A 22,495-nucleotide genomic window follows, 5' to 3' on the forward strand; every position below is an offset into this window, starting at 1 on the left:
CGGGACGGCAGCCTAGGTGCCGCGTCCGACACCGCAGTGTCAGTGCCGGAGATCGTGGCACCGGCCGGGTACGATCCCTTGCGAGATCCCGTCGAAACGGAGCGCGGATGACCGATCAGCGCATTCTCCACATCGGCACGATCGGCAAGCTGAGGTTCGGTCAGGACGTCGCCGAGTACGACGAACGCCTCGACTCCTACTTCCTCCGCACGGGCACGTACTGGGCGCTCGTGCACGACGAGACCGACCTCGTCATCGGCGCGAAGGGAACCGGCAAGAGCGCCATCGCGCGGTATCTGACCCGCCCGGACGCCGACATCGAGCAACTCGCCGACGTCATCATCATGCCCGCCTTCAACATCCGCGGCTCAATCCTGTTCAAGCGGCTCACCAACCAGATCGACGCCGACGACGAGGCGGTCTACCGCGAGCTCTTCCTGGCGTACATGGTCGGCCTGGCCGGCAACTACATCGTCAGGACCTTCGCCGAGGCCGTCAGCGTCGGCTCGCTGCACAACGGCATGCGCAGCTGCGGGCTCCTGGTGCAGGAGCCGACCCCGCACACCGTGTGGCGGCGGGTGCTCAGCCGGGTGCGTCCGAAGCTCGAAACGACCATCACCATCTCGGAGGCGGAGACGGACCGCAGCCGGGTGGCACGGCCGCTGGACGAGTCCGGTACGTCGGGCGGGGCGGCGGAGCCCGTCACGCTCGAAACCCTTGAGGGACTGCTGGACCTCATCTACGAGGCGCTGGAGCAGCTGGACCTGCGCCTGTGGATCCTGTTCGACCGGCTGGACGAGGCTTTCCCCGACCGCCGCGACATCGAGGTCTCGGCGCTGCGCGGCCTGCTGCGGGCACACCTCGACGTGTGCAGCTACGGCACCCGGATGCGACCGAAGCTGTTCCTGCGCCTCGACATCTTCGACCGCATCACCCAGAACGAGGGCTTCGTCAACGCGACCCACCTGCGGACCACGCGGATCCTGTGGGACTCGGACTCCATCCTGCACCTGATATCTCTGCGCATCACCGCCGGCAGCGACGAGCTGGTGGACCCGGCGGTCAGGAACATGCTGACCACCTCGGCCGGACGCCGCAAGCTCTGCCGCAGCATCCTGCCCGGGCGCATCGAGAACCTGGACCCGCTGGTCTGGCTGCTGCTGGTCACGGTGGACGCCACCCGGGAGTTCAACCCGCGCAACGTGCTGACGCTGCTGCGCAGCGCCCAGATCGCGGAGATCCAGATCGCCATGCGGGACCGGTCGCCGGGGGCGGCGAAGGACGCGGACCTGTTCCTGTCGCCGCGGGCACTGCATGTCGGCTACAAGCAGCTGTCCGTCGCCCGGCTTCAGGACACGTTGTACGCGGAGAGCACGATCGCCCGGACGTACATCGAGAAATTGCGCGGCAAGACGGTCCGGTTCACCCGGGAGAAGATCTCGGAGCGACTCGGTGTCGACGGGGAGGAGTTGGAGGAGATCCTCACCGTCCTGCGGTACGTCGGCTTCCTGCGCAACGACAACGGATCCTTCATCATCCCGCCCCTGTACCGTCCGGCGTTCTTCCGCTCCATCCACGGAGCCGAGCTGCGGCTGGGGGCGGGGGAGGCGAGCGAGCTCGACGGGTTCGCGGAGGCCGACGAGCGCGACCCGGTGGCTCGGGAGCTCATGGAGGAGGAATCCGAGCAGGATTCCGACCCGTCGGAGCAGCCTTCCGTCCCGGCGCCGCGGCGGCGGGGTAAGCGGGCGCGACCGAAGCGGGGTTCCACCGGGCGTGACGAACTCGTTCCCAGCAATACGCCGTCGGAGATCAGCGACCAGCAGGACTTCGCCGAGGAGTTGGGGAACGCGCTCGGCGGCGACGTCGACCTGCGCCCCAAGTCGGTGGCCACGGCGGAGTCCGGCGACGCGGCGGACCCCGTACCCCGTGTCCAGCGGGTCCCGCTCGGCGGGCCGAGCGCGGGGGCCTGGGCCGCCAGCCACGCGCGGGACCTGGGCGAGCAGGGGGACCCGGTGGGGGGCTTTCATCTGCTCTACCCGCACCGGACGTCCCATGACGGGGCCGCCTGCGTGGCGGCGGATCTCGCCTATCTGTCGGCCGACCCGACGATCATCGGGCTCGCCAAGGAGATGCTCCAGAGTGGGAACCGCCAGCGGTCCTGGCCGGCCCGGGCGCGGCTGCTGGTGCTCGCCATCGCCACGGACGACGAAGGACTGATCGCCTCCCTGCTCCGAGCCACCAGCAAGAGGTTCGCCCAGGAGATCTCGATCGCCGTGGTGCGGATGGTCAGTCAGGTCCCCGAGAAGGAGGCGGAATTCTGGCACCGCAGCCTCCTGGCGGTCAGTACGCCGACCTCGCCACCGTCGGCCCTGCGGTCGATATGGCCGCTCCTGGCGGCCTCCCGCGTGATGGCGATCGGCCGCAGCTCGTGGGAGCGCGGAGTCGGCGACGTCGCCGCCGACGTCCGCGCGCTGCGGGAGCGCATCTGGGCAGGGGAGCTCTGGCACTCCAGCGTGCGGCACGTCGAGGGCTTCCTGTACGCCTACGCCTCCGGTGGCCCGACGTCGACCGTCCCGGTCCTCCTGCCGTATCAGATCCTCTCCTGCGCCTCGGTGATCGAGAGCGCCGGTCGCCTGACCCCGGCCCTGCGGGCGGGGATCGCCAAGTCGCTCGGCACCCAGCTTGAGGGCACCGACGACCGCAACCGTGAGCGGTTCCTCGAGTGGGTGCAGTACTGCCCCATCGTGCTGGAGGTGGAGCTGCCCGGCCCGGAGGTCAGAAGGACGGCCCAGCCGGGCGGCTCGACGTCGGCCCGTGGCGCGGCGAAGGCACCGGACCGGGAAATCTGCGACTTCGTCGTCAAGGTGATTCAGGATGGGCTCTTCGAAGGGGCGTCGACCATGTTGCTGTCGCAGCTCGGGAGCCGGCTCCTGGCTCGGTCGCCCGGATTCAACTACCGCGCTCTGGGGTTCGCTTCGCTACTCGAACTGGTCAACGCGGTGGCCGAGGCGGACCAGCGGATAACGGTGGGGAAGAACGACGATGGGCACCCGTTCGCCGCGCTCGCCTGACGCGGGCGGCGCCTACTGCGGTTCTTGGAGCCGGACCCTGGTGAAGGCCGAGATGAACATGGCGACCAGGAGCGTCAGCAGGGTCAGCCAGATGACGGGACCGGCCACCAGCGGCAGGGGCCCCTCGGTGCCCATGAAGACGACGAGCATCGCGGCCGTTTCGCCCAGCGCGAAGACGGCGAGGAGAATGGCGAGCGGCATCGACCGGAAGACCAGGCTCTGCCGGCTTCCCGAGAGCCGACTCATGCCGTAGCCGACGAATGTGGACCATCTCTGAAGCACCAGCGCTATCGCGAGGGCGGGAAGCACCTGCGCGGACAGTGCGTAGAAGTCAACATTCCGCACAAGCGGATCTTAGCATCGGCGCAGCGACCGCCTCATTTAGCTGCTTCCATGTCAGGCGACCCGCGGTGCGGGCAGGATCGGCAGCGCCGCCCGGTGGGCCGTACCCGAGATGTCGCCGGTCTGGATGACCTCCGTGGCCTCCGCCGCGACCTCGCCGCCGGCGGTGGCCGTCGCGCCGCCCGACCCGGCGGCCGGACGCGCGGCGTCCGAGTCGATGGCGGTGAGCAGGGCCCGCAGCCGGCCCACGTCGTCGGCGGCCAGCCGGAAGGACCCTCGGCAGACGGGCCCGCTCCACAGTGAGAGCACCACGGCACCGCGTTCCGGGTGGTAGCTGACCCGCATCGTCCGCTCGTCGCCCCGCGTGTCGGTGAACAGGTCACCGAAGCTGGGCATCGGTAGCACCTCTCCCATCACCCCAGCATGCCGGAGCGGCGGGCGCGCGGGAAGGCCGCTAGAGGTCGGCGAAGGGCTTCGCGTACGTGAAGGGGCCCTGGATGTCGGGCCGCCAGGCGCTCAACGGCCGGGCCATGAAGTACCGCGGACCCCAGGGGCCGGGCGGTGTCACGCCCAGGTCGACCGCCGGCCGGAACCCGAACCGCGGGTAGTACTCCGGGTGCCCGAGCAGCACGACCAGCGGCTCGTCCAGCGCGTCGGCCGCGCCGAGCACCGCGTGCATCAGCGCCGACCCCACGCCCCGGCGCTGCCAGCCGGGCAGCACCCCGAGCGGTCCCAGGCCGAGCGCCACCGGCGCGCCGGCCACCGTGCCCCGGGTGCCGACGACGTGCCCGACGACCTGCCCGTCGGCGTCGGTGGCGACCAGCGAGAGGGCGGGCAGCCAACCGTCGTCGGCGCGCAGCGCGTCGACCAGCGGGGTCTCGACGGGTACGGCGTCCGGGGCGTCCGCCGAGGCGAACGCGGTGGTGTGCACCGCGCGGACGGCGGCGATGTCGGCGGGGGTCTCACGTCTGATCAGCATCGCTCCGGGATCCTGCCGGAGTCGGGCGGGACGGGCCACCCATTTCGTCAGGCGACGCGCCACCTTGGGTAGCGTCGGGACGTGACGACGAACCGGCTGCCCGTGCGGACGACGACCGTGGACGTTCCGACCAGCGGCGGCGGCGCCGACGCGTACCTGGTTCGGCCGGACGGGGACGGGCCGTTCCCGCCGGTCCTGCTCTTCATGGACGCGTTCGGGCTGCGGCCCCGGCTGGCCGAGATGGCGCAGCGGATCGCCGCCGCGGGGTACGTGGTGCTGGTGCCGAACCTGTTCCACCGCGCCGGCCGGGCACCCCTGGTCGACCTGACCGGCCTCGGCGACCCGGAGCAGCGCGGCGCGCTCTTCGGCCGGCTGATGCCGCTGATCACGGCGCTGACCCCGGACGTGGTGGCCCGGGACACCGCCGCCTACCTCGACTTCCTGGCCGCCCAGCCCGGCGTGACGCCCGGCCCGGCCGCCGTCACCGGCTACTGCATGGGGGGGACAACCGCGCTGCGCGCCATCGAGGCGCACCCGGACCGGCTCGCCGCCGCGGCCAGCTTCCACGGGGGCCGGATCGTCACCGACGCGGCGGACAGCCCGCACCTGGCCGTCGGCGCGGTCACCGGCGAGCTGTACTTCGGGCACGCCGACAACGACCAGTCGATGACCGCGGAGCAGATCGAGACGCTGGAGAAGGCCCTGGAGTCGGCGGGCGTCCGGCACCGCTCCGAGGTCTACCCCGGCGCGCACCACGGCTACACCATGGCCGACACCCCGGCGTACGACGAGCGGGCCACCGAGCGGCACTGGGCCGCCCTGTTCGACCTGCTCGACCGGACCTTCCGCCGCTGACCCTCGGGTCGTCGGGAGCGGTCCACGAGTACGAAGTGGCCGGCCACCGGGCCGGGCCGGGCGCACTACGGTCGGGGGATGAACGTCGATGCCCCAGACCTGTGCCGGCGGTTCGCGGCGCTGACCACCGCCCACGTCGCCGACGCCTGCCTGCGCGCCGGGGTGCCGGTACGCTGCGCGCCGGCCGCCGTGCGACCCGTCCTGCCCGGCGGGCGGCTCGCCGGCCGGGTGACGCCCGCCCGGCACGTCGGCAGCGTCGACGTGTTCCTCGAGGCGATCGACCGGGCGTCGCCCGGCGACGTGCTCGTCGTCGACAACGGCGGGCGCACCGACGAGAGCTGCGTCGGCGACCTGGTGGTGCTGGAGGCGCAGGCCGCGGGCCTGGCCGGCGTGGTGGTCTGGGGCCTGCACCGGGACACCGCCGACATCCGCGCCGTCGGGCTGCCGGTGTTCAGCCTGGGCGCGATCCCCACCGGCCCGCAGCGCCTCGACGCCCGGCCGCCGGGGGCGCTGGCGTCGGCCGAGGTGGGGCAGCAGACGGTCGACGCCGGCGATGTCGTCCTCGGCGACGACGACGGGGTGCTCTTCGTGCCGGCCGAGCGGGCCGGGGAGCTGTTCGACCTGGCCGAGTCGATCCGGGACACCGAGCGGCGGCAGGCCGACCTGATCCGCGCCGGCGTGCCGTTGCGGGCGCAGGTGGGCTTCGGCGCGTACCTGGCCCGGCGGGCGGAGGACCCGTCGCTGACCTTCCGCGAGCACCTGCGGGCGGTGGGCGGCGCGATCGAGGAGTGACCGGTCAGCCCATCGCGGTCGCCGAGGGCGGGGCGCTGCCGCCCTGCGGCGCCTCCCCGGTCATCAGCGCGACGATCTCCGCCCGGTCGGCCGCCGAGGGCCGCCCCCATTCGGGCCGGTAGCCGTACACCTCGCGCAGCGGGGTGGAGGAGGTCCGGCCGTCGAGGATCTCCACCGTGTCGGTGTCGATCAGGCCGGGGTGCTCGACACCGCACGCCTCGGCCACCTTCACCAGGTCCCGCCGCAGCGTGCGGATGTAGTTGGCGGCGCGTACGGACTTCAGGGTGGGGTCGAGGCCCCGGGCGAGCCACGGGTTCTGGGTGGCGACGCCGGTCGGGCAGGTGTCGGTGTGGCACTTCTGCGCCTGGATGCAGCCGATCGCCAGCATCGCCTCCCGGCCGACGTTGACCATGTCGCAGCCGAGCGCGAACGCGACGACGGCGTTGTCCGGCAGGCCCAGCTTGCCGGCCCCGACGAAGACCGTCCGCTCGTGCAGGTCCTTCTCGGCGAAGGTGCGGTAGACGCGGGCGAAGCCCTGCTGGAACGGCAGCGACACCGAGTCGGTGAAGATCAGCGGCGCGGCGCCGGTGCCGCCCTCGCCACCGTCCACGGTCACGAAGTCCACGCCGCGCCCGGTGTCGCGCATCAGCGTGGTCAGCTCCTCCCAGAAGCCGAGGTCACCGACGGCGGACTTGATGCCCACCGGCAGGCCGGTCTCGGCGGCGAGCAGCTCCACCCAGTCCAGCAGGCTGTCGCAGTCGGAGAACTCGGCGTGCCGGGACGGGCTGACGCAGTCCCGCCCCTGCGGGACGCCCCGGGTCTCGGCGATCTCGGCGGACACCTTCGCCCCGGGCAGCAGTCCGCCCAGGCTGGGCTTGGCGCCCTGACTGAGCTTGACCTCCAACGCCCGCACGGGGGCGCCGGCCACTAGGTCCCTGAGCCGGTCGAGGCTGAACCGGCCGCGCTCGTCCCGGCAGCCGAAGTACGCCGTGCCGATCTGGAACACCAGGTCGCCGCCGTTGCGGTGGTACGGCGACAGCCCACCCTCGCCGGTGTTCTGCAGGCAACCGGCCAGCGCCGCGCCCTTGTTCAGCGCGGTGACCGCATTGCCGGACAGCGAGCCGAAGCTCATCCCGGAGATGTTGACGACCGACTCCGGGCGGAACGCCCGGGCCCGCCCCCGCGCCCCGCCGAGCACCTTCGCCGCTGGCAGCCGCACGTCGTGCCCGGCCGTCGGCGACGACGGCGGCACGGCCCGGCCGAAGGTGCGGTGCTTGATGATCGGATAGCCGGGGGTGTACTCGATGTCGTTGTCCGTGCCGAAGCCGAAGTAGTTGTTCTCCTGCTTGGCCGAGGCGTAGATCCAGCGCCGCTGGTCGCGGGTGAACGGCCGCTCCTCGTTGTTGCCGGCCACGATGTACTGCCGCAGCTCCGGCCCGATCGACTCCAGCAGGTAGCGCGCCCGGCCGACCACCGGGAAGTTGCGCAGCAGCGCGTGGTCGCGCTGGAGGACGTCGCGCGCGGCGAGGCCCGCGAGAGCGGCGGCGACGACGGGTACGGCTCGACTGGCCCACTTCATGCCCGCCACACTCCCCGGTCCCGCCGCCGCCCAAACAGCCGGCGGGCGCGCTACCTCGGCCCGGCGCTGCGGCTCAGACCTGCGCCTGGGTGATGTTGACCATCCACGGGGTGCCGAACCGGTCCTCGCACTGGCCGAACTCGTCACCCCACATCTGCTTCTCCAGCGGCACGCTCACCACGCCGCCGGAGGAGAGCTGCTCCCACCAGCGGCGCAGCTCGTCGGCGTCGTCGCCGCTGAGGCTGACCGTGTTGGCGTTGCCGCGTCGGATCTCCATGCCGGGTGGCATGTCGGAGGCCATCAGCACGTGGCCGTGGGCCGTCCGGAGCAGGCCGTGCATGATCTGGTCGGCGATCGCCGGGTCCTCGGTGCCGAACTCGCGGAACGTGGTCAGCGACAGGTCCCCACCGAAAACCTGCTGGTAGAACTCCATCGCCTCGCGTGCGTTGCCGGCGAAGTTGAGGTATGGGTTGAGCTGGGTAGCCATGGCACCCCTCCGTGACTTGGTGACCAGCGCATCGTCCCACCCGTCCGGGGTGCGATGGCGCCGTACACGCCGATCGGGACACGGACCGGCAGGGACGCGGGGGAGCAGGCGGCGGTGGCTGGGGTGCCGGCGTTCGCCGCCGCGTTCGCCGAGATCAGCACCCGGCTCTTCGCCGGCTGGCCTCTACCTACAGCGGGTGAGCTGCCTGGAAGGCGAGCCGTCGGTCCGCGTCGGCGGCGAAGCGGGTCAGGATGTCGTCGAGATCCATGAAGGCCTGCCACGGCTCGCTGCCGGTGGCCCGGGTCAGCCTGTCGACCACCAGCTGTTCCAGCTCGGCCACCCGCTTGCCCTTCCAGACCTTGTCGGCGAGGCTGACCAGCAGGTCGTCGAGATCGACGTCGCCGCCCCGCCAGCCGGCGTGGGTCGCGGCGAACCGGGCCAGCGCGGCGTCGACACCGTGGCGCAGCAGCAGTTCCCGACCGGCCGGCTCGTGGGCCGACCCGGGCCCGTGGAGTTCCTCGGGGTGGACGACCTTGCCGATGTCGTGGGTGGCCGCGCCGAAGAGGACGGCTGCCCGGTCGAACTCAAGCAGGGGGGACCAGTCTGCCAGGGCGGCGGTCAGGTGCCAGGCGACATCGTGCACGGCGCGCAGGTGCGCGGCGAGCCGCGGCGGCGCGTCGAGGGTGGACAGGAGTTCGGCGACCGCTGCGGGCAGGGCCCGCAGCGGTGGTGGGCCGGGGTCGGTGAGAGCGCGGTGTAGGGCGGCGGCGGTCACGGGTAGCAAGACTAGGTCGGCCTGCCGTCGTCGCCGCATGAATCCGGGTGCGCGGACTGGGTCCGGTCCGGCGGGCGGGCGGTGCTGACGGAGGATGACCGGCGGTGACCCTGCGTCGTACCGTGCGGGGGTGACCCTGTGGTGGGCCGGGACGGCCGTGGTGGTGCTGCTGTTGGTGGCGGTGGTCTGTGGTCTGCTGCGCCGGGGCCGGCGGCGCGCGCGAGCGAGCGGCCGCGAGCAGGCGCTCCGCGAGGCTCGCCGGGCGACCCGCCAGATCTCGCGCGAACGGCGGCGGACCGGTCGGGGAATCCTGCGCGGCCAGGGCGCCGGGGGCAGCCAGGGCCTGGCGTCGGACGCCGCCGTCGGCACTGACGGCGGCACGCCGAGCGGACTGTGAGGGCTACGGCGCCCGGGCCTGCGCAAGAGTGCCGGATCGAACCCGGCGGGGGCAGGGCGGACGCGCGGAGCTGGCCGGCCGTCCGCACCGGTCCCGTCGACGGGGCCCGGTGAGGCGTCGCGCCGACCGCCCCACCGAGCCCCGTCGCGTCCTCAGTCCTGGCGGAACGACTGACGCACCACCCCGCCGACCAGCGCGCACCACGTGCTGGTGCTGACCTTCCCGTTGTCCGGCAGCCCGTGCAGCTGCTGGATGTCCTGGACGGCCAGTTTCGTCGCGTGGTCGTACTCGCCGGTGACGGCGACGTCGGCGTAGCCCTTCACGTTGAGGATGAACTGCACCGCCTGGACCGGCAGGCCGGTGGCGTCCTTCTCCAGCTCCGGCGCCAGGGTCTCCCAGGTGGGGCCGGTGATGGTGGCGTCGATGTCGACCGGGATCCCGTTGCGGGCCTGCCAGTCCTGCACGGCCGCCACGGTGGCGGCGTCGAAGGCGCTGTTCGGCGTGACGGCGTAGCCGCGGTACGCCAACAGGTACTGCGCGACCCGGACGGACGGGGAGCCGACGAAGCGCCACAGGTCCGGCCAGCGGCGGGCCGGCACGTCGGCGAGGTCGGTGCCGAGCTTCTCGAACACCCGGCGGCGCACGTCCGGGAAGAGCCGGTAGAACGTCGCGCCCGGGCAGAGGGTGTTGCGGAAGTCCCAGTGGCCGAAGATGTCGTGGGCGTGCAGGCCGTACTGGCGGCAGATGGTGGTGCAGAGCTTGACCAGCGAGTCGAGCAGCTCGTCCGGCGGGGTGTCGGTGACGTAGGTGCCCTCGTTCTCGATGCCGATCGCCCGGCCGTTCTCGCCGGGGCAGTGCGCCGAGACCATCTGCCGGTCGCCGGCCTGGAGCCGCTCCAGGCTGCCGTGCCGCCCCTCCATCACGTAGCCGCCGCGGCTGATGGTGAAGTGCTGGCCGGTGTCGGACCAGCGGTTGCCGTCCATGTGCAGGTTCTGGCAGTCCCGGGCCAGCTTGATCGCCTGCGCCTCGGAGTAGTCCGTGACGTTCGGGAACGCCATGTGGTGCACGATGATCTTGTTGGTGGGGATGGCGCTGATCACCAGCGGGTCGGCCGGCGGGCGAGCGCCCCACTCGTCGCAGCTGTAGATCCAGTCGAGGTCCGCGCCGGGGTCGGCCTGCGCGGCGACCGGAAAGGCCAGTTCGGACCCGACGACCGCGACGGCCGCCGCGCCCAGGCCGGCCCGCAGCAGGGTACGACGGTCGAGTTCAGGGTGGTCGAAGTGCATGGCATCTCCTCGGCGGGCCGGCGGTGGCCCAGGGGCAGCGATGAAAGAGAACTCCAGGGTGCGCGCGTGAGGTGGAGGATATTGCCATGACCGGCCCGGGCGCTAGAGGCCCGCGTCGATCCGATGTGTCCGGACGGGCGCGTCGGCGGCGTCAGGACGTCGGGGCCACGGCCCGGTCCCCGTGCGGCATCCGCCAGCCCTCGGCCAGCCGGGACGGGTGCACGTTGCGCCCGCCGCCGAAGAACTCGCAGAACTTCATGATCAGCGGATCCCAGCCCAGCGGGTCCACGTACGACGTGCGCGGGATGACCAGGTCCTCCTCGACGTGCGCGCGCAGCACCTCCACCTGGAAGGCGGTGGCGTGCGACGGCGTCGGGCCGAACGGGTACGAGGCGACCACCCGGCACTCCAACTGGATCGGGCACTGCGCCACCCGGGGCGGCGCGACCAGGTCCGACGGCTGGCGGGTCAGCCCGGCGAGGGCGAACTTGTCCGGCTCGTACCGGTAGCCCTGGGCGGCCTTGTGCGCCGGCACGGTCGGCCGGCCGGTGGTCAGCGCGATCCGGTCCACCGCGTCGACCATCGCCGAGGACGGCAGGTTCAGCACGCACTCGCCCTCGCGCCGCAGGTTGGCCGTCGTCTGGCCGCTGTCGCCCAGGCCGAGCATGGCCGACCGGCCCAGCCACCACGCCGACGACATCGGCGCGAGGTTGGCGCTCCCGTCCGGGTTCCGGGAGCTGATCAACACCACCGGGGTGCCGAAGTAGAGCACCTTCAGATCGGGTACGACGTGCATGGTCCTGCCCTTCGCGAACGCCCACGGCCGGTGCGGTCCACCCGGCCGTACCCGACTCTGCGCGCGGGCGGCGCCGATCGCTGGCGGCGATCGGACGTGGCGTTGCGGTCGGCCGCCCGGCGCGACGGGCCCGAGGTGACCCGCCGCCCCGGACGCCGTCGGGGAATGGAGCCGTGGCGCGCGCCCGGCGGCGTCAGCCGGCGGTGGCGAAGCGGTCGAGGGCGCGCACCACGTGGGCCCGGGTCTCGTCGGTGCCGAAGTGCCCCGCCTGCTCGACGACGATCAGTTCGGAGTCCGGCCAGGCCCGGTGCAGCTGCCAGGCGGTGTCCAGCGGGCTGCTCAGGTCGAGCCGGCCGTGGATCAGCACCCCGGGAATCCCGGCGAGCCGGTGCGCGTCGCGCAGCAGGACGCCCTCCTCCAGCCAGGCGCCGTGGGCGAAGTAGTGCGAGCAGATCCGGACCATCGCCGTCCGGGCCGCCGAGGGGCGGTCGCTGTACGGGTTGGTCACGGCCGCCTCTCCGGAGACGACCGCGTCCTCCCAGGCGCACCAGTCGACCGTGGCCCGCTCGCGTACCGCCGGGTCCGGATCGGCCGTCAGCCGGGCGTACGCGCCGACGACGTCGCCGTCGCGTGGTGTGCCGGGCGCGCCGGCGAGGAAGCGGTCCCACTGCTGGGGGAAGAACCGGCCGACGCCCCGGTAGAGCCAGTCGATCTCCGAGCGGCGGGTGCTGGTGACCGCGTTGATGACGATCTCGGAGACCCGCTCGGGGTGCCGCTGCGCGTACGCCAGGATGAGGGTGGAGCCCCACGACCCGCCGTGCAGCAGCCAGCGCCGCACGCCCAGGTGCTCGCGCAGGCGTTCCATGTCGGCGACCAGGTGGTGGGTGGTGTTGTGCCGCAGGTCGGTGGCGGGGTCGCTGGCGTGCGGGGTACTTCGCCCGCAGCCGCGCTGGTCGAACAGCACGATCCGGTACCGCGCCGGGTCGAAGAACCGGCGGACCCCGGTGCCGCAGCCCGAGCCCGGTCCGCCGTGCACGACCAGCGCGGGCTTGCCGTCGGGATTGCCGCAGACCTCCCAGTACACGGCGTTGCCGTCGCCGACGTCGAGCATGCCGTGGTCGTACGGCTCGATCGGCGGATAGCGCGCGTCCATGCGTGGGCCCTCCCCGGGGGTTAGATGCAACAGCGCTGTTACATTAACCCACATGCCCGCCCACCCGCCCGGCCCCGAACTGCTCGGCACCCGGCTGCGCCATCTGCTCGACCTGCTCGACGGCGAGGTCGCCGCCGTCTACGCCGACCTCGGGCTGCCCGGGTTCCGGCCGCGGTTCACCCCGGTGATCCGGACGTTGGCGGCGGGCGGCCCCGCGTCGATCCGCGCGCTGGCCGAGGCGACCGGGGTGACCCACTCCGCCGCCAGCCAGACCGTCGCGCAGCTGGCGAAGGCGGGCCTGGTCACACTCAGCCCCGGCGCGGACGCCCGGCAGCGCATCGCCCACCTCACCCCGAGGGCCGAGTCGCTGCTGCCCGTGCTGGACGCCGAATCGGCCGCCACCACGGCCGCCGCCCGCCGGTTCGAGGCGGAGCTGTCGTACCCGCTGAGCCGGCTCGTCGACGAGGCGCTGGCCGCCCTGGGCCGCAGGTCGATGCGGCAGCGGATCGCCGACGTCGCGCCCGACCTCGTACCGTTGGAAAGCCCGTCCGGCGACTAGCTCATCGTCCGCCGGTCACTGACCCGGGGGCGTGTACGTGGTCTTCATCCGGGTCACCTCGTCGACCTCGGCGGGAGTCAGCACCGGGGTGATCTGGACGCTCAGGCCGCCCGTCGCGCCGATGGCGATCGCCAGCCCGGCCACCGTCTTGTGGTCCGGCAGCTCACACAACACGTAGGTGTCGTCCTCGGCGAACGCGAAGTGCATCGACTCCATCCGCCCGCCGGCCTCCTCGATCATCTTTCGGACCACCTCGGCGCGCTTGGTGCCACCGTCGTTGACCAGCCCCTTGAGCCCCGCGGCGGAGTAGGTCGACTTCAACAGGAACTTCGCCACCTCGGCACCAACTCCCAGATGTCCTGGCGGTCGCTCGACGGCCACCAGCCTGTAGCTGCCCTTCCGCCCTCACGCTAGTGCCCGTCCCTGCAGCCCAGCGCCCGTTCTGCCAATCGGTCGACGGTCGGCGGCGCACAGGTCACCAGCACGTGTAGATCCACGACGGCGAGGGCGGGTTCGGGGCACTCCACATCGCAGGGCCGCGCCGCCGGGCGGGTGCGGCCCGCCTGATGGTCGACGGTCGCGGCCGCAGGACTGGCGTCCGCAGAATCGGGTATGCGCGGCGCCGGAGGCGGGCGCCTCCGGGAACGAGGGGGTCATGGGAGCCGCCGCCGGGTTCGTTGCTCTGGTCGTCGTCGCCGCGCTCGTCGTGCTGCTGCTCGCGCTCAGCGTACGGATGGTGCAGCAGTACCAGCGCGGTGTCGTCTTCCGCTTCGGCCGGGTGCTGGACCGCATCCGGCAGCCCGGTCTCCACCTGATCATCCCGGTCGCCGACCGGATGGTCCGGGTCAGCATGCAGACCACGGTGATCGGGGTGCCCGCGCAGGGCGTCATCACCCGGGACAACGTCACCCTCACGGTCGACGCGGTCGTCTACTACCGGGTGGTCGACCCGGTGAAGGTGCTGGTCAACGTGCGGGACTACCCATCGGCGGTGCTCCAGGTGGCCCAGACCGCGCTGCGGTCGGTGATCGGCAAGGCCGACCTCGACACCCTGCTGCGGGACCGGGACCGGATCAACGCCGAGTTGAAGGCGGTGATCGACGCGCCCACCGAGAAGCCGTGGGGCCTGCTCATCGAACGGGTCGAGGTGAAGGACGTCTCCCTGCCGGAGGGGATGAAGCGGTCCATGTCGCGGCAGGCCGAGGCGGAACGCGAACGTCGCGCCCGAGTGATCGCCGCCGACGGCGAGTTCCAGGCGTCCCGCCGGCTCGCCGACGCCTCCCGGGCGATGGCCGACACGCCGGGCGCCTACCAGCTGCGGCTGTTGCAGACCGTGGTGGACGTGGCGGCCGAGAAGAACAGCACCCTGGTCATGCCGTTCCCGGTGGAACTGCTCCGGTTCTTCGACCTGATGGGGCGTGGCCCCGAAGAGGACGCGGGCCCGGGGGCGGTGCGGAGCGTCCCCGGCGACGGCCACCGCCGGGAGGGCCACGGCTGAACGGCCCGCGTCAAGTCCTCTGACCGAAACCCATCCATCATCACGGACGTCCGGACGCGGTGGAGCAACCGTTGCGCCGATGGACCGGACGCGCCCCGCGACGAGAATGATCAGGTGGCCCTGACCCCTGACCGCTCCCCGCAGCCCGGGGAGGCCGCCGCGTGAGCGCGGACTGGCAGCTGTCCGGCTACACGCCGGTACGGCAGCTCGGCGCCGGCGCGTCCGGCCGCGTCCTGCTGGCCACCCACGACGCCAGCGGCACCCCCGTCGCCATCAAGTACCTGACCAGGGCGGTGGACGACGACCCGACCCGCACCGCGTTCCGCGACGAGGCCCAACTGCTCGTCGAGGTGGACGACCCGCACATCTCCCGGCTCTACGAGTACGTCGAGTCCCCGCACGGCGCCGCCATCGTGATGGAGCTGGTCAACGGGGTGTCCCTGCGGCAGATGCTGCGCGCCCACGGCCCCACCGAGCCCGAGGCGGCCCTCTGCGTGCTCAAGGGCTCCCTCGCCGGGCTGGCCGCCGCGCACGCCCGAGGCGTCGTGCACCGCGACTACAAGCCCGAGAACGTGCTGGTCGACATCGACGGGCAGAGCAAGCTGGCCGACTTCGGCATCGCCGTACCGGTCGGCCGGGACGGCGGCGGATCGGTCAGCGGCACCCCCCGCTACATGGCCCCCGAACAGTGGACCGGCGCGCCGGCCAGCCCGCCCTGCGACATCTACGCCGCCACCGCCACCTTCTACGAGTGCCTGACCGGCCGCCCCCCGTACGACGGGCGGGACCTGATCACCCTGCGGACCCAGCACGCGCAGGCGCCGATCCCCACCGAGGCGGCCCCGCCACCCGTGCACGACCTGCTCCGCCACGGCATGGCCAAGCAGCCCGCCGACCGGCCGCAGCCGGCGGAGGTCTTCCTTGCCGAGCTGGAACGCACCGCCGCGGACGCCTACGGCGCGGACTGGGAGGAGCGGGGCCTGGCCGAGCTGGCCCGCCGGGCCGCGCTGCTGGCCGCGCTCTTCCCGTTCCCCGACGGCACCGCCGGTGCCACCAGCCTGGCCAGCACCACGTTCGGCGAGACGGGGCCGGCCTCCCGGCGCGGGACCGGCCGCGCCGTGCTGCTCGGTGCCGGCCTCGTCGCCGCCCTGCTGCTCGGCGGCGCCGGCCTCAGCTACGCCGCCCGGCACGCGCCGGCGCTGACCCTCGCCGACGGCCAGGCCGCGCCGCGCGCCTCCGCGCTCACCTCGCTCGGCCCCAGCCCGTTGGTCGCCGCGCCCGCCATCGACGCCGTGTCGCCCAGCCCGACCCCGACGGCCTCGGCGTCGGCCACCGTCACCGCGTCGCCGACCCGGTCGGCCACCGCGACGCCCACCCGGTCCCGCAGCGCGAGCCCGACGCCCAGCGCGTCGACCAGCCCGCCGCCACCGGACGGCACGGCCCCCGTCGTCGGGAAGCTCGACGCCAGCCCCACCCTCCTCGAACCCGGAGGGTGTCCCTACGGCAACCGGGCGAGCACGGTCACCGCGACCGCCAGCGACGACCGGACCAGCGCCGAGGACCTGCGGGTGAGCTTCCGCTACACCCTCGGCGGCGTCACCCGCGCCATCGGCATGACCCACGTCGGGCGGGGCGTCTACCGGGGCACCCTCGGTGACCTGCCGGCGCCGAAGTCCAGCACCCGCATCCCGATCCAGGTGGTCGCCGTCGACGTCGCCGGCAACGCCGCCGACCCGGCCGGGCCGGTGTACGTGTCGCTCTCCTCGTACTGCACCCCCGGCTAGGAGCCGGCCGGTGCGACAGTTCCCGACGAAAGGTGACCTCCGATGACCAGGCCGGGGGAGCGGGGCGCGACGCCGCCCGGCGACGACGAGCCCACCGTCCACCTGGCCGCGGCCGGGCGTCCCGGCCCGGCCGACCGGACCGTCGACCTCGACGGCACCGTCAACCTGGACCGGACCGTCAACCTGGACCGGACCGTCAACCTGGACCGGACGGTGAGCCTGGACCGGACGGTGAGCCTGGACCGGACGGTGCAGCTCGGGGCCGCCGACGAGACGGTCCACCTCGGATCGCTGGACCGGACGGTGCACCTGGGCGGCGGGGGCCACGGCAGCCCGCACGGCGCCGTGCAGGAGACCGCCCACCTGGGAGCCGCCGACCGGACCACGCACCTCGGCGGCACGGACGCAACCGTGCACCTCGGCGCCGCCGACCGGACCGCACACCTCGCCGCGACCGGGCCGGCGATCGACGCCGGCGCGCTCGACTCGACCGTGCGGCTCGGTGCGACCGAGGCGATGTACGGCAGCACCACCCCGGCCGGCGCGGCCACGCTGGCCACGGGTCGGGGCGTACCCTCGCCGGCCGGACCGACCGGGGCGGGCGGTGAGGTGCGGTTCGGGCCCGGCGTGCCCACGACACCGCCCGCCGCGCCGGCCTGGCCGACGGCGTCCCCGCCGCGCCGCCGACGGCCCCTCTGGCGGCGGGTGGTGGCGGTGCTCTCCGGTCTGCTCACCGTGGTGCTGGTCGCCGTCGTCGGCTTCTACCTGTGGCAGCGGCTCGACCCGTTGGAGATCGGGGAGGTGACCGTGGCGGTACCGCAGCCGGCCGGGGACCGGTGCGACGTCACCGTCGACGTGGTCGCCACCGTGCGGACCAACGGCCGCAGCGGCGTGATCGAGTACCAGTGGCTGCGCTCCGGCTCCCCGCCCGGTGCCCTGCTCAGCGAGCGGGTCGGCTGGGGCCAGCGCACCGTCACGCTGGCGTTGAAGTGGGCGTTCAACGGGGTCGGCAGCACCACCGAGACGGCCACCGTCAACATCGTCTCCCCGTCGCCGCACCAGGCCCGCGCGGAGGTGAGCTACGCCTGTCGCGGTGCGTGAAAGGTGTTTCCCCACCGGCGGGTTCGGGTAGGTCGGGGCCGACGACCTGACGTTCCGTGTGGAGGGCAGCTATGAAAGACAACTTTGGCGACGCGGTGGGTGACGCCCTCCGCGCGGTGATGCTCTTCCTGCCCAAGGCGGTCGCCTTCGTGGCGATCCTCGTGGTGGGCTGGCTGATCGCCAAGGCCGTACTGAAGATCGTGGACAAGGTCCTGGAGCGGGTGCACTTCGACAAGGCCGTCGAGCGGGGTGGCATCAAGACCGCGCTCGCCCGGTCCAAGTACGACGCCAGCGACATCGTCGCCAAGCTCGCCTACTACGGGATCCTGCTGGTCACCCTGCAACTGGCCTTCGGCATCTGGGGTCCCAACCCGATCTCCGACCTGATCGCCGGGGTCATCGCCTGGCTGCCGCGCGCCTTCGTCGCGATCGTCATCGTGGTGGTCGCCGCGGCCATCGCCAACGCGGTCAAGGACATCATCAGCAGCGCCCTCGGCGGCCTGTCCTACGGCCGGGTGCTGGCCACCATCGCCTCGGTGTTCATCCTCGGCCTGGGCATCATCGCCGCGCTCAACCAGATCGGCGTCGCCACCGCCGTCACCACCCCGGTGCTGATCGCCGTCCTCGCCACCGTCGGCGGCATCCTGGTCGTCGGGGTCGGCGGCGGACTGGTCCGGCCGATGCAGAGCCGCTGGGAGTCCTGGCTCAGCCGCGCCGAGGAGGAGTCGCGGCTCATCGCCACGCATGCCCGGGCGTACCAGGCCGGCAAGCGGGACGTGCAGGCCCACCTCGCCACGCCGGTCACCCCGTACGGCGAGTCGGAGCTGACCCAGGTGGTGCCCCGGGACGACGACGCCGACCGGACCCAGGTGGTGCCGCCTCGGCAGGCGACGGCCACCCACGACGAGCCGGTGCCGGCTGACAGCGAGGCCACCATGGTCATCCCGCCGGTCGACGGCGGCCCGACGCGCCGCTGACCGCACGACCACCGACCGGGGTGGGACCCGCACGGGTCCCACCCCGGTTCGTGTCCGTCCCGTTGAAACGGGATCGCCAGGCCCGCCGGTGGCCGCTAGCATCGGCGCATGACCTGGCGATGTTGATCCGTAACTGAGGGCCGCAACCGCGGACCACCCCGGACGCCGCACGTCCCGCGTCCGTCCGGTCCCGTGGAAAGGCCCTCATGACCGTCACCACCGCAGCACCGCCCGGCGTCCGCCGCCTGGCGGCCACCCTCTACGGGTACGCGTTCCTCCAGGACCTCGTCCTGCTCTACCCGGTGTACGCGCTGCTGTTCAGCGACACCGGCCTGTCGATCGGCCAGATCTCCTCGCTCTTCGTCGTCTGGTCGGCGACCAGCATCCTGCTCGAGGTGCCCTCCGGCGCCTGGGCCGACGCGGTCTCCCGCCGGCTGCTGCTCTGCCTCGCGCCGCTGCTCGCCGGCGCCGGCTACGCCCTGTGGGTGCTGGCCCCGTCCTACCCGGCGTTCGCCCTCGGCTTCGTCCTCTGGGGAGCCGGCGGCGCGCTCGGCTCCGGCGCCCTGGAGGCGCTGGTCTTCACCGAACTCGACCGGCTCGGCGCCGCCGGCCGCTACGCCCGCACCATGGGCCGGGCGCGCACCGCGGCGGTGCTCGGCGTGCTCGCCTCGATCGGCCTGGCCGGCCCGGTGCTCGCCGTCGGCGGCTACCCGGCCGTCGGCGCGGCGAGCGTGCTGGCCACCCTGCTCGCCGCCGCCGTCGCCACCCGTTTCTCCGAACACCGTCCGGCCCCGGCGGTCGCGTCGGAGTCGGCGGAGGAGGGCGACGACCTGGGCTGGGCGGCGACCCTGCGCGCCGGCCTCGCCGAGGCCCGGGCCGACCCACGGGTACGCGGGGCGTTGCTGCTGGTCCCAGCGGTGGCCGCCGGGTGGGGCGCCCTCGACGAGTACACGCCGCTGCTGGCCCGGGACACCGGCGTCGCCGAGTCGACCGTGCCGCTGCTGCTCCTGTTCGTGTGGGCCGGGGTGACCGTGGGTGGCCTGCTCGCGGCGCCGGCCGAACGGCTGGGCACCCGGGGCTACGCCGCGCTGCTGACCGTGGCCGCCGTCGCGCTCGCCGCCGGGGCGGGACTGCGCCACCCGGCGGGGTTCGTGCTGGTCGGTGTCGCGTTCTGCGCCTTCCAACTGGCCACGGTGCTGGCCGACGCCCGGCTCCAGGCGCGGATCACCGGGCCGGGACGGGCCACCGTCACCTCGGTCGCCGGCATGGCCACCGACCTGACCATCATCGCCGTCTACGGCGGGTACGCCCTGGTCGCGGCGGTGGGCGGCAACCGGGCCGCCTTCGTGGTGGCGGCCGTGCCGTACCTGCTGGTGGCGGTCGTCCTGCTGGCCACCGGCGACGGTGGCCGTGGCGGTCCGGGGCGGGAGCCGGTGGCCGGCCGCAGCGGCGGGCCGACGTGAACCGTCCGGCCCTGCCGGGTGACCTGGCGGCGCCCGCGCTGCCACGAGGGGATGCGGGCGGTGTCCACGACCCGGCGGGTGCCTCGGGAAAGTGGGGCGGGGTGCACGGCCCGGCGGGCGGCTCGTGTCGGTGCCGGCGGTTAGCGTGGCCGGATGACCGGTGTGAGCTACGACCGTTGGTGCGCCGAGATCGTGCAGCAGAGCGACCTGCTCCGGTCGCATCTCGACGGCGCCGACCTGACCGTCGCCGTCCCGTCCTGCCCGGGGTGGAACGTGGGCCAGCTGGTGCGGCACCTCGGTGGCGGGCAGCGGTGGGCCGCGGAGATCGTCCGCACCCGGCCGTCCACGCCACCGTCGGACACCCACTTCCGTGACCTGTCGCCGTACGCCGACGAGGACCCGGCGGTGGTCGGGCCGTGGCTGGTCGAGGGGGCCGCCGAGCTGGCCGGGGTGCTGCGCGACGCCGGCCCGGCGGCGCGGGTGTGGACCCCGCTCGGGCCGGGCAGCCCGGCGTTCTTCGCGCGCCGGTTCGCCCACGAGACGCTCGTGCACCGGGCCGACGCCGCGCTCGCCCTCGGCCCCGACGTGGCCGTTTCGCCGGAGGTCGCCGTCGACGCCCTCGACGAGTGGATGGAGCTGGGCGCGCTGCCGCAGATGTTCGACTTCTACCCGCACCGCCGGGAGCTGCTCGGCCCGGGCCGGACGCTGCACCTGCACGCCACCGACACGTCGGCCGAACTGGGCGCCGAGTGGGTGGTGGACCTCACCGGCGACCTGATCGCCTGGCGGCGGGCACACGAGAAGGCCGCCGTGGCCGTACGCGGGCCGCTGACCAACCTGCTGTTGCTGGTCTACGGCCGGCTCTCCGTCGACACGGCGGGCGTCGAGGTGATCGGGGACGCGAAGCTGCTCGACCTCTGGTTGGAGCGGGTGGCCTTCGGCTGACCGGGTCGGCCCGGTGACGGCGACGACCGTCACCGGGCCTGCGGTCAGCCCGGCAGGTGGACGGAGGTCGTGATGCTCAACGCCCCGCCTCGCCGGACTCCAGCAACTGCTTGAGCGCGGCCAGCCGTTCCCGCCAGTACGCCTTGAGCGCGGCCGCCTGCTCGGCGTCGGTGAGCTTCTCGTGCACCACGGTCACCGTGGCCTTCGTGTCGCCCTTGGGCGCGAAGCCGACCACGATCCGGGTCGGGCCGCCCTCCCAGTCGGCGCGGAAGGTCTTCGGCCGGGTCGCCGTGCGTACCCGGATCGCCACGTCGGGCAGCCACCGCCGGCGCAGCCCGTCGTCGCTGAACGCCTCGAACAGCCGGTCAACCGGTACGGCGACCGTACGGCTGCCGCTCGCCTCCCAGCCGCCGCCACGCCGCTGCCCGGGGGCGCGCAGGCCACGCGCCTGCTCGTACCCGACGGTGACGGTCTGCGCCCACCAGCCCGGCACCTCGTGGGCGGTCACCAGCCAGCGAGCCGTCTCGGTGTGCGTACGCTGCACGGCGCCCCACTCGTCCAGCAGGGCGAACCACTCGTCCCAGCCGCGGCCGGTGCGCTCACGGAGCATCGCCTCGGAGATCCGGTCGGACTGTGCCGCCCCCGATCCGGGGGCCGGGGGAGTGACTTCGGCGGGGGCCGCGGTCGGCGGTTCAGCCGCAACGGCGCCGGCCAGCAGGTGCCGGCGGGCCGCCGTGTAGCTTTCGCCGGTCTTGTCCATCCGGGTGCGGACCCGGGACTTGAAGGATTTCTGGCGCGTCATCACATGCTCCCTGTCGACGGCGCGGTCGTGGGGACTCACGCTCCCGTCGACCCGCCGTTGCCCAGGCATGTGGCACGGCGCCCCGAAGACTCGAGGTCTCCTTTGCCTCCGCGACGCCGGTGGCGTGAGCACCGGTAAGGAGGTGAGGCGCGGGACGGCGCCGACGCCATGTTAACAAGCCGCGCCACGGCGGGCGAGCGGGTCGCGCCGGCTCAGTCGGGCAGGGCGTCGAGGTAGACCCAGCGCCCGTCCTCCCGGACGAAGCGGCTGCGTTCGTGCAGGGTCCCCGGGCGGCCAGCCTCGCGGTAGTGGGCGCGGAACTCGACGGTGCCGGTGCTGTCGAACAGGCCACCCCGGTCGGTGTCGACGATCTCCAGGCGGGTCCACTGCTCGCCCGGGTCCAGCCGCAGCCGGGCCGGTCGGGTGGAGGAGTGCCAGCTGCGCAGCAGGTACCCGGCGTCACCGACGGCGAAGGCGCTGAACCGGGAGCGCATGAGGGCCTCGGCCGTCCCGGCCGTGCCCTCGCCGCGGTGCACCGGACCGCAGCAGTCGGCGTACGGCAGGCCGGAGCCACACGGGCACGGCCGGTCCTGGTCGTCGGCCGCGCTCCGGCGGGCCCCACGTTTCCCCACGGCACCCATCCTGCCGCACCGGTCGGGTGCGGAGAGCGGCAGCCGGGGCACGCGGTCGCCCCGCCCGGCGATGACTGCCGGTGCACCGTTTCGGGGACGACGAAAGGGCCGGCCCCGGGTGGGGGCCGGCCCTTGTCGTTGGTGGGTCAGGCGGTGGCGGAGTAGCCGCGGGTGGCGATCCAGTCGGCGAGGTTGTCGACGCTCATCCGGTAGGAGGCCTGG

At 73.4% G+C, this 22,495-nt stretch carries 23 protein-coding genes; 11 read left to right on the top strand and 12 right to left on the bottom strand.

Annotation, left to right across the window (positions count from 1 at the left end; all coding sequences use genetic code 11):
* Positions 1–107: 107 nt before the first annotated feature.
* On the top strand, positions 108–3,071 hold the full coding sequence (locus ACTMS9_RS22575) for a P-loop ATPase, Sll1717 family (protein WP_441165937.1): 2,964 nt from the start codon (positions 108–110) through the stop codon (positions 3,069–3,071).
* 12 nt (positions 3,072–3,083) lie between these two features.
* On the opposite strand, the gene ACTMS9_RS22580 is transcribed toward ACTMS9_RS22575, so the two are convergent.
* Genes ACTMS9_RS22580 through ACTMS9_RS22590 form a run of 3 tightly spaced genes read right to left on the bottom strand, consistent with a single transcriptional unit; the run spans position 3,084 to position 4,392 of the window.
* A complete protein-coding gene (locus ACTMS9_RS22580) occupies positions 3,084–3,416 on the bottom strand; it encodes a hypothetical protein (protein WP_357914062.1) in 333 nt (110 codons plus the stop codon).
* A gap of 51 nt (positions 3,417–3,467) precedes the next feature.
* A complete protein-coding gene (locus tag ACTMS9_RS22585; protein WP_441148391.1) occupies positions 3,468–3,809 on the bottom strand; it encodes a hypothetical protein in 342 nt (113 codons plus the stop codon).
* 58 nt (positions 3,810–3,867) lie between these two features.
* Complete coding sequence (locus ACTMS9_RS22590; protein WP_441165938.1) at positions 3,868–4,392, bottom strand: GNAT family N-acetyltransferase; 525 nt, start codon at positions 4,390–4,392, stop codon at positions 3,868–3,870.
* A 102-nt stretch (positions 4,393–4,494) separates the two neighbouring features.
* On the opposite strand from ACTMS9_RS22590, the gene ACTMS9_RS22595 reads away from it, so the two are divergent.
* Positions 4,495–5,247, top strand: a complete 753-nt coding sequence (locus tag ACTMS9_RS22595) for a dienelactone hydrolase family protein (RefSeq protein ID WP_441148567.1) — start codon at positions 4,495–4,497, stop codon at positions 5,245–5,247.
* A 78-nt stretch (positions 5,248–5,325) separates the two neighbouring features.
* Positions 5,326–6,039 carry an RraA family protein gene (locus tag ACTMS9_RS22600; RefSeq protein WP_441165939.1) on the top strand — a complete coding sequence of 238 codons (714 nt, stop codon included), beginning with the start codon at positions 5,326–5,328 and terminating at the stop codon, positions 6,037–6,039.
* 4 nt (positions 6,040–6,043) lie between these two features.
* Here the strand turns inward: ACTMS9_RS22600 and ACTMS9_RS22605 are convergent, their stop codons facing one another.
* From ACTMS9_RS22605 to ACTMS9_RS22615, 3 genes are all read right to left on the bottom strand, one after another.
* Positions 6,044–7,618: an FMN-binding glutamate synthase family protein gene (locus tag ACTMS9_RS22605; protein ID WP_441165940.1), complete on the bottom strand. Its 1,575-nt coding sequence runs from the start codon at positions 7,616–7,618 to the stop codon at positions 6,044–6,046.
* Between the two features lie 73 nt (positions 7,619–7,691).
* Positions 7,692–8,105: a VOC family protein gene (locus tag ACTMS9_RS22610; protein WP_441165941.1), complete on the bottom strand. Its 414-nt coding sequence runs from the start codon at positions 8,103–8,105 to the stop codon at positions 7,692–7,694.
* Between the two features lie 187 nt (positions 8,106–8,292).
* Positions 8,293–8,880, bottom strand: coding sequence for an HD domain-containing protein (locus tag ACTMS9_RS22615; RefSeq protein ID WP_441165942.1), 588 nt, complete (start codon positions 8,878–8,880; stop codon positions 8,293–8,295).
* A 130-nt stretch (positions 8,881–9,010) separates the two neighbouring features.
* On the opposite strand from ACTMS9_RS22615, the gene ACTMS9_RS22620 reads away from it, so the two are divergent.
* Complete coding sequence (locus ACTMS9_RS22620) at positions 9,011–9,277, top strand: hypothetical protein (RefSeq protein WP_441148386.1); 267 nt, start codon at positions 9,011–9,013, stop codon at positions 9,275–9,277.
* 152 nt (positions 9,278–9,429) lie between these two features.
* On the opposite strand, the gene ACTMS9_RS22625 is transcribed toward ACTMS9_RS22620, so the two are convergent.
* From ACTMS9_RS22625 to pip, 3 genes are all read right to left on the bottom strand, one after another.
* Complete coding sequence (locus tag ACTMS9_RS22625) at positions 9,430–10,563, bottom strand: peptidoglycan recognition protein family protein (protein WP_441165943.1); 1,134 nt, start codon at positions 10,561–10,563, stop codon at positions 9,430–9,432.
* 151 nt (positions 10,564–10,714) lie between these two features.
* Entirely contained in the window at positions 10,715–11,359 is a 645-nt protein-coding gene (locus ACTMS9_RS22630; RefSeq protein ID WP_441165944.1) for a flavin reductase family protein, read from the bottom strand.
* Between the two features lie 193 nt (positions 11,360–11,552).
* The gene (gene pip / locus ACTMS9_RS22635; RefSeq protein ID WP_441148383.1) at positions 11,553–12,512 is read right to left on the bottom strand and encodes a prolyl aminopeptidase; all 960 of its coding nucleotides are present in this window, start codon (positions 12,510–12,512) and stop codon (positions 11,553–11,555) included.
* Positions 12,513–12,564: 52 nt separating this feature from the next.
* Between pip and ACTMS9_RS22640 the strand changes: the two genes are divergently transcribed.
* On the top strand, positions 12,565–13,071 hold the full coding sequence (locus tag ACTMS9_RS22640) for a MarR family winged helix-turn-helix transcriptional regulator (protein WP_441165945.1): 507 nt from the start codon (positions 12,565–12,567) through the stop codon (positions 13,069–13,071).
* A gap of 15 nt (positions 13,072–13,086) precedes the next feature.
* Here ACTMS9_RS22640 and ACTMS9_RS22645 read toward each other — a convergent pair whose 3' ends face one another.
* Positions 13,087–13,407: a GYD domain-containing protein gene (locus ACTMS9_RS22645; protein ID WP_210779686.1), complete on the bottom strand. Its 321-nt coding sequence runs from the start codon at positions 13,405–13,407 to the stop codon at positions 13,087–13,089.
* Between the two features lie 319 nt (positions 13,408–13,726).
* Between ACTMS9_RS22645 and ACTMS9_RS22650 the strand changes: the two genes are divergently transcribed.
* The 6 genes from ACTMS9_RS22650 (at position 13,727) to ACTMS9_RS22675 (ending at position 20,839) form a co-directional block, all read left to right on the top strand.
* Entirely contained in the window at positions 13,727–14,569 is an 843-nt protein-coding gene (locus tag ACTMS9_RS22650) for an SPFH domain-containing protein (RefSeq protein WP_441165946.1), read from the top strand.
* A 161-nt stretch (positions 14,570–14,730) separates the two neighbouring features.
* Positions 14,731–16,353, top strand: coding sequence for a serine/threonine-protein kinase (locus tag ACTMS9_RS22655; protein WP_441165947.1), 1,623 nt, complete (start codon positions 14,731–14,733; stop codon positions 16,351–16,353).
* Positions 16,354–16,395: 42 nt separating this feature from the next.
* Positions 16,396–17,454: a hypothetical protein gene (locus tag ACTMS9_RS22660; RefSeq protein WP_441165948.1), complete on the top strand. Its 1,059-nt coding sequence runs from the start codon at positions 16,396–16,398 to the stop codon at positions 17,452–17,454.
* Positions 17,455–17,525: 71 nt separating this feature from the next.
* Positions 17,526–18,431 (top strand): mechanosensitive ion channel family protein, encoded by a 906-nt coding sequence (locus tag ACTMS9_RS22665; protein WP_441165949.1) that lies wholly within the window; start codon positions 17,526–17,528, stop codon positions 18,429–18,431.
* Between the two features lie 206 nt (positions 18,432–18,637).
* Positions 18,638–19,894 carry an MFS transporter gene (locus ACTMS9_RS22670; RefSeq protein WP_441165950.1) on the top strand — a complete coding sequence of 419 codons (1,257 nt, stop codon included), beginning with the start codon at positions 18,638–18,640 and terminating at the stop codon, positions 19,892–19,894.
* A 153-nt stretch (positions 19,895–20,047) separates the two neighbouring features.
* Positions 20,048–20,839, top strand: a complete 792-nt coding sequence (locus ACTMS9_RS22675; RefSeq protein ID WP_441165951.1) for a maleylpyruvate isomerase family mycothiol-dependent enzyme — start codon at positions 20,048–20,050, stop codon at positions 20,837–20,839.
* 76 nt (positions 20,840–20,915) lie between these two features.
* On the opposite strand, the gene ACTMS9_RS22680 is transcribed toward ACTMS9_RS22675, so the two are convergent.
* A complete protein-coding gene (locus tag ACTMS9_RS22680) occupies positions 20,916–21,641 on the bottom strand; it encodes a hypothetical protein (RefSeq protein ID WP_441165952.1) in 726 nt (241 codons plus the stop codon).
* 212 nt (positions 21,642–21,853) lie between these two features.
* Positions 21,854–22,273 (bottom strand): YchJ family protein, encoded by a 420-nt coding sequence (locus tag ACTMS9_RS22685; protein ID WP_441165953.1) that lies wholly within the window; start codon positions 22,271–22,273, stop codon positions 21,854–21,856.
* Positions 22,274–22,495 lie beyond the last annotated feature (222 nt).

The organism is Micromonospora sp. L31 (genome assembly GCF_052068075.1).
Classification (GTDB): domain Bacteria; phylum Actinomycetota; class Actinomycetes; order Mycobacteriales; family Micromonosporaceae; genus Micromonospora; species Micromonospora purpureochromogenes.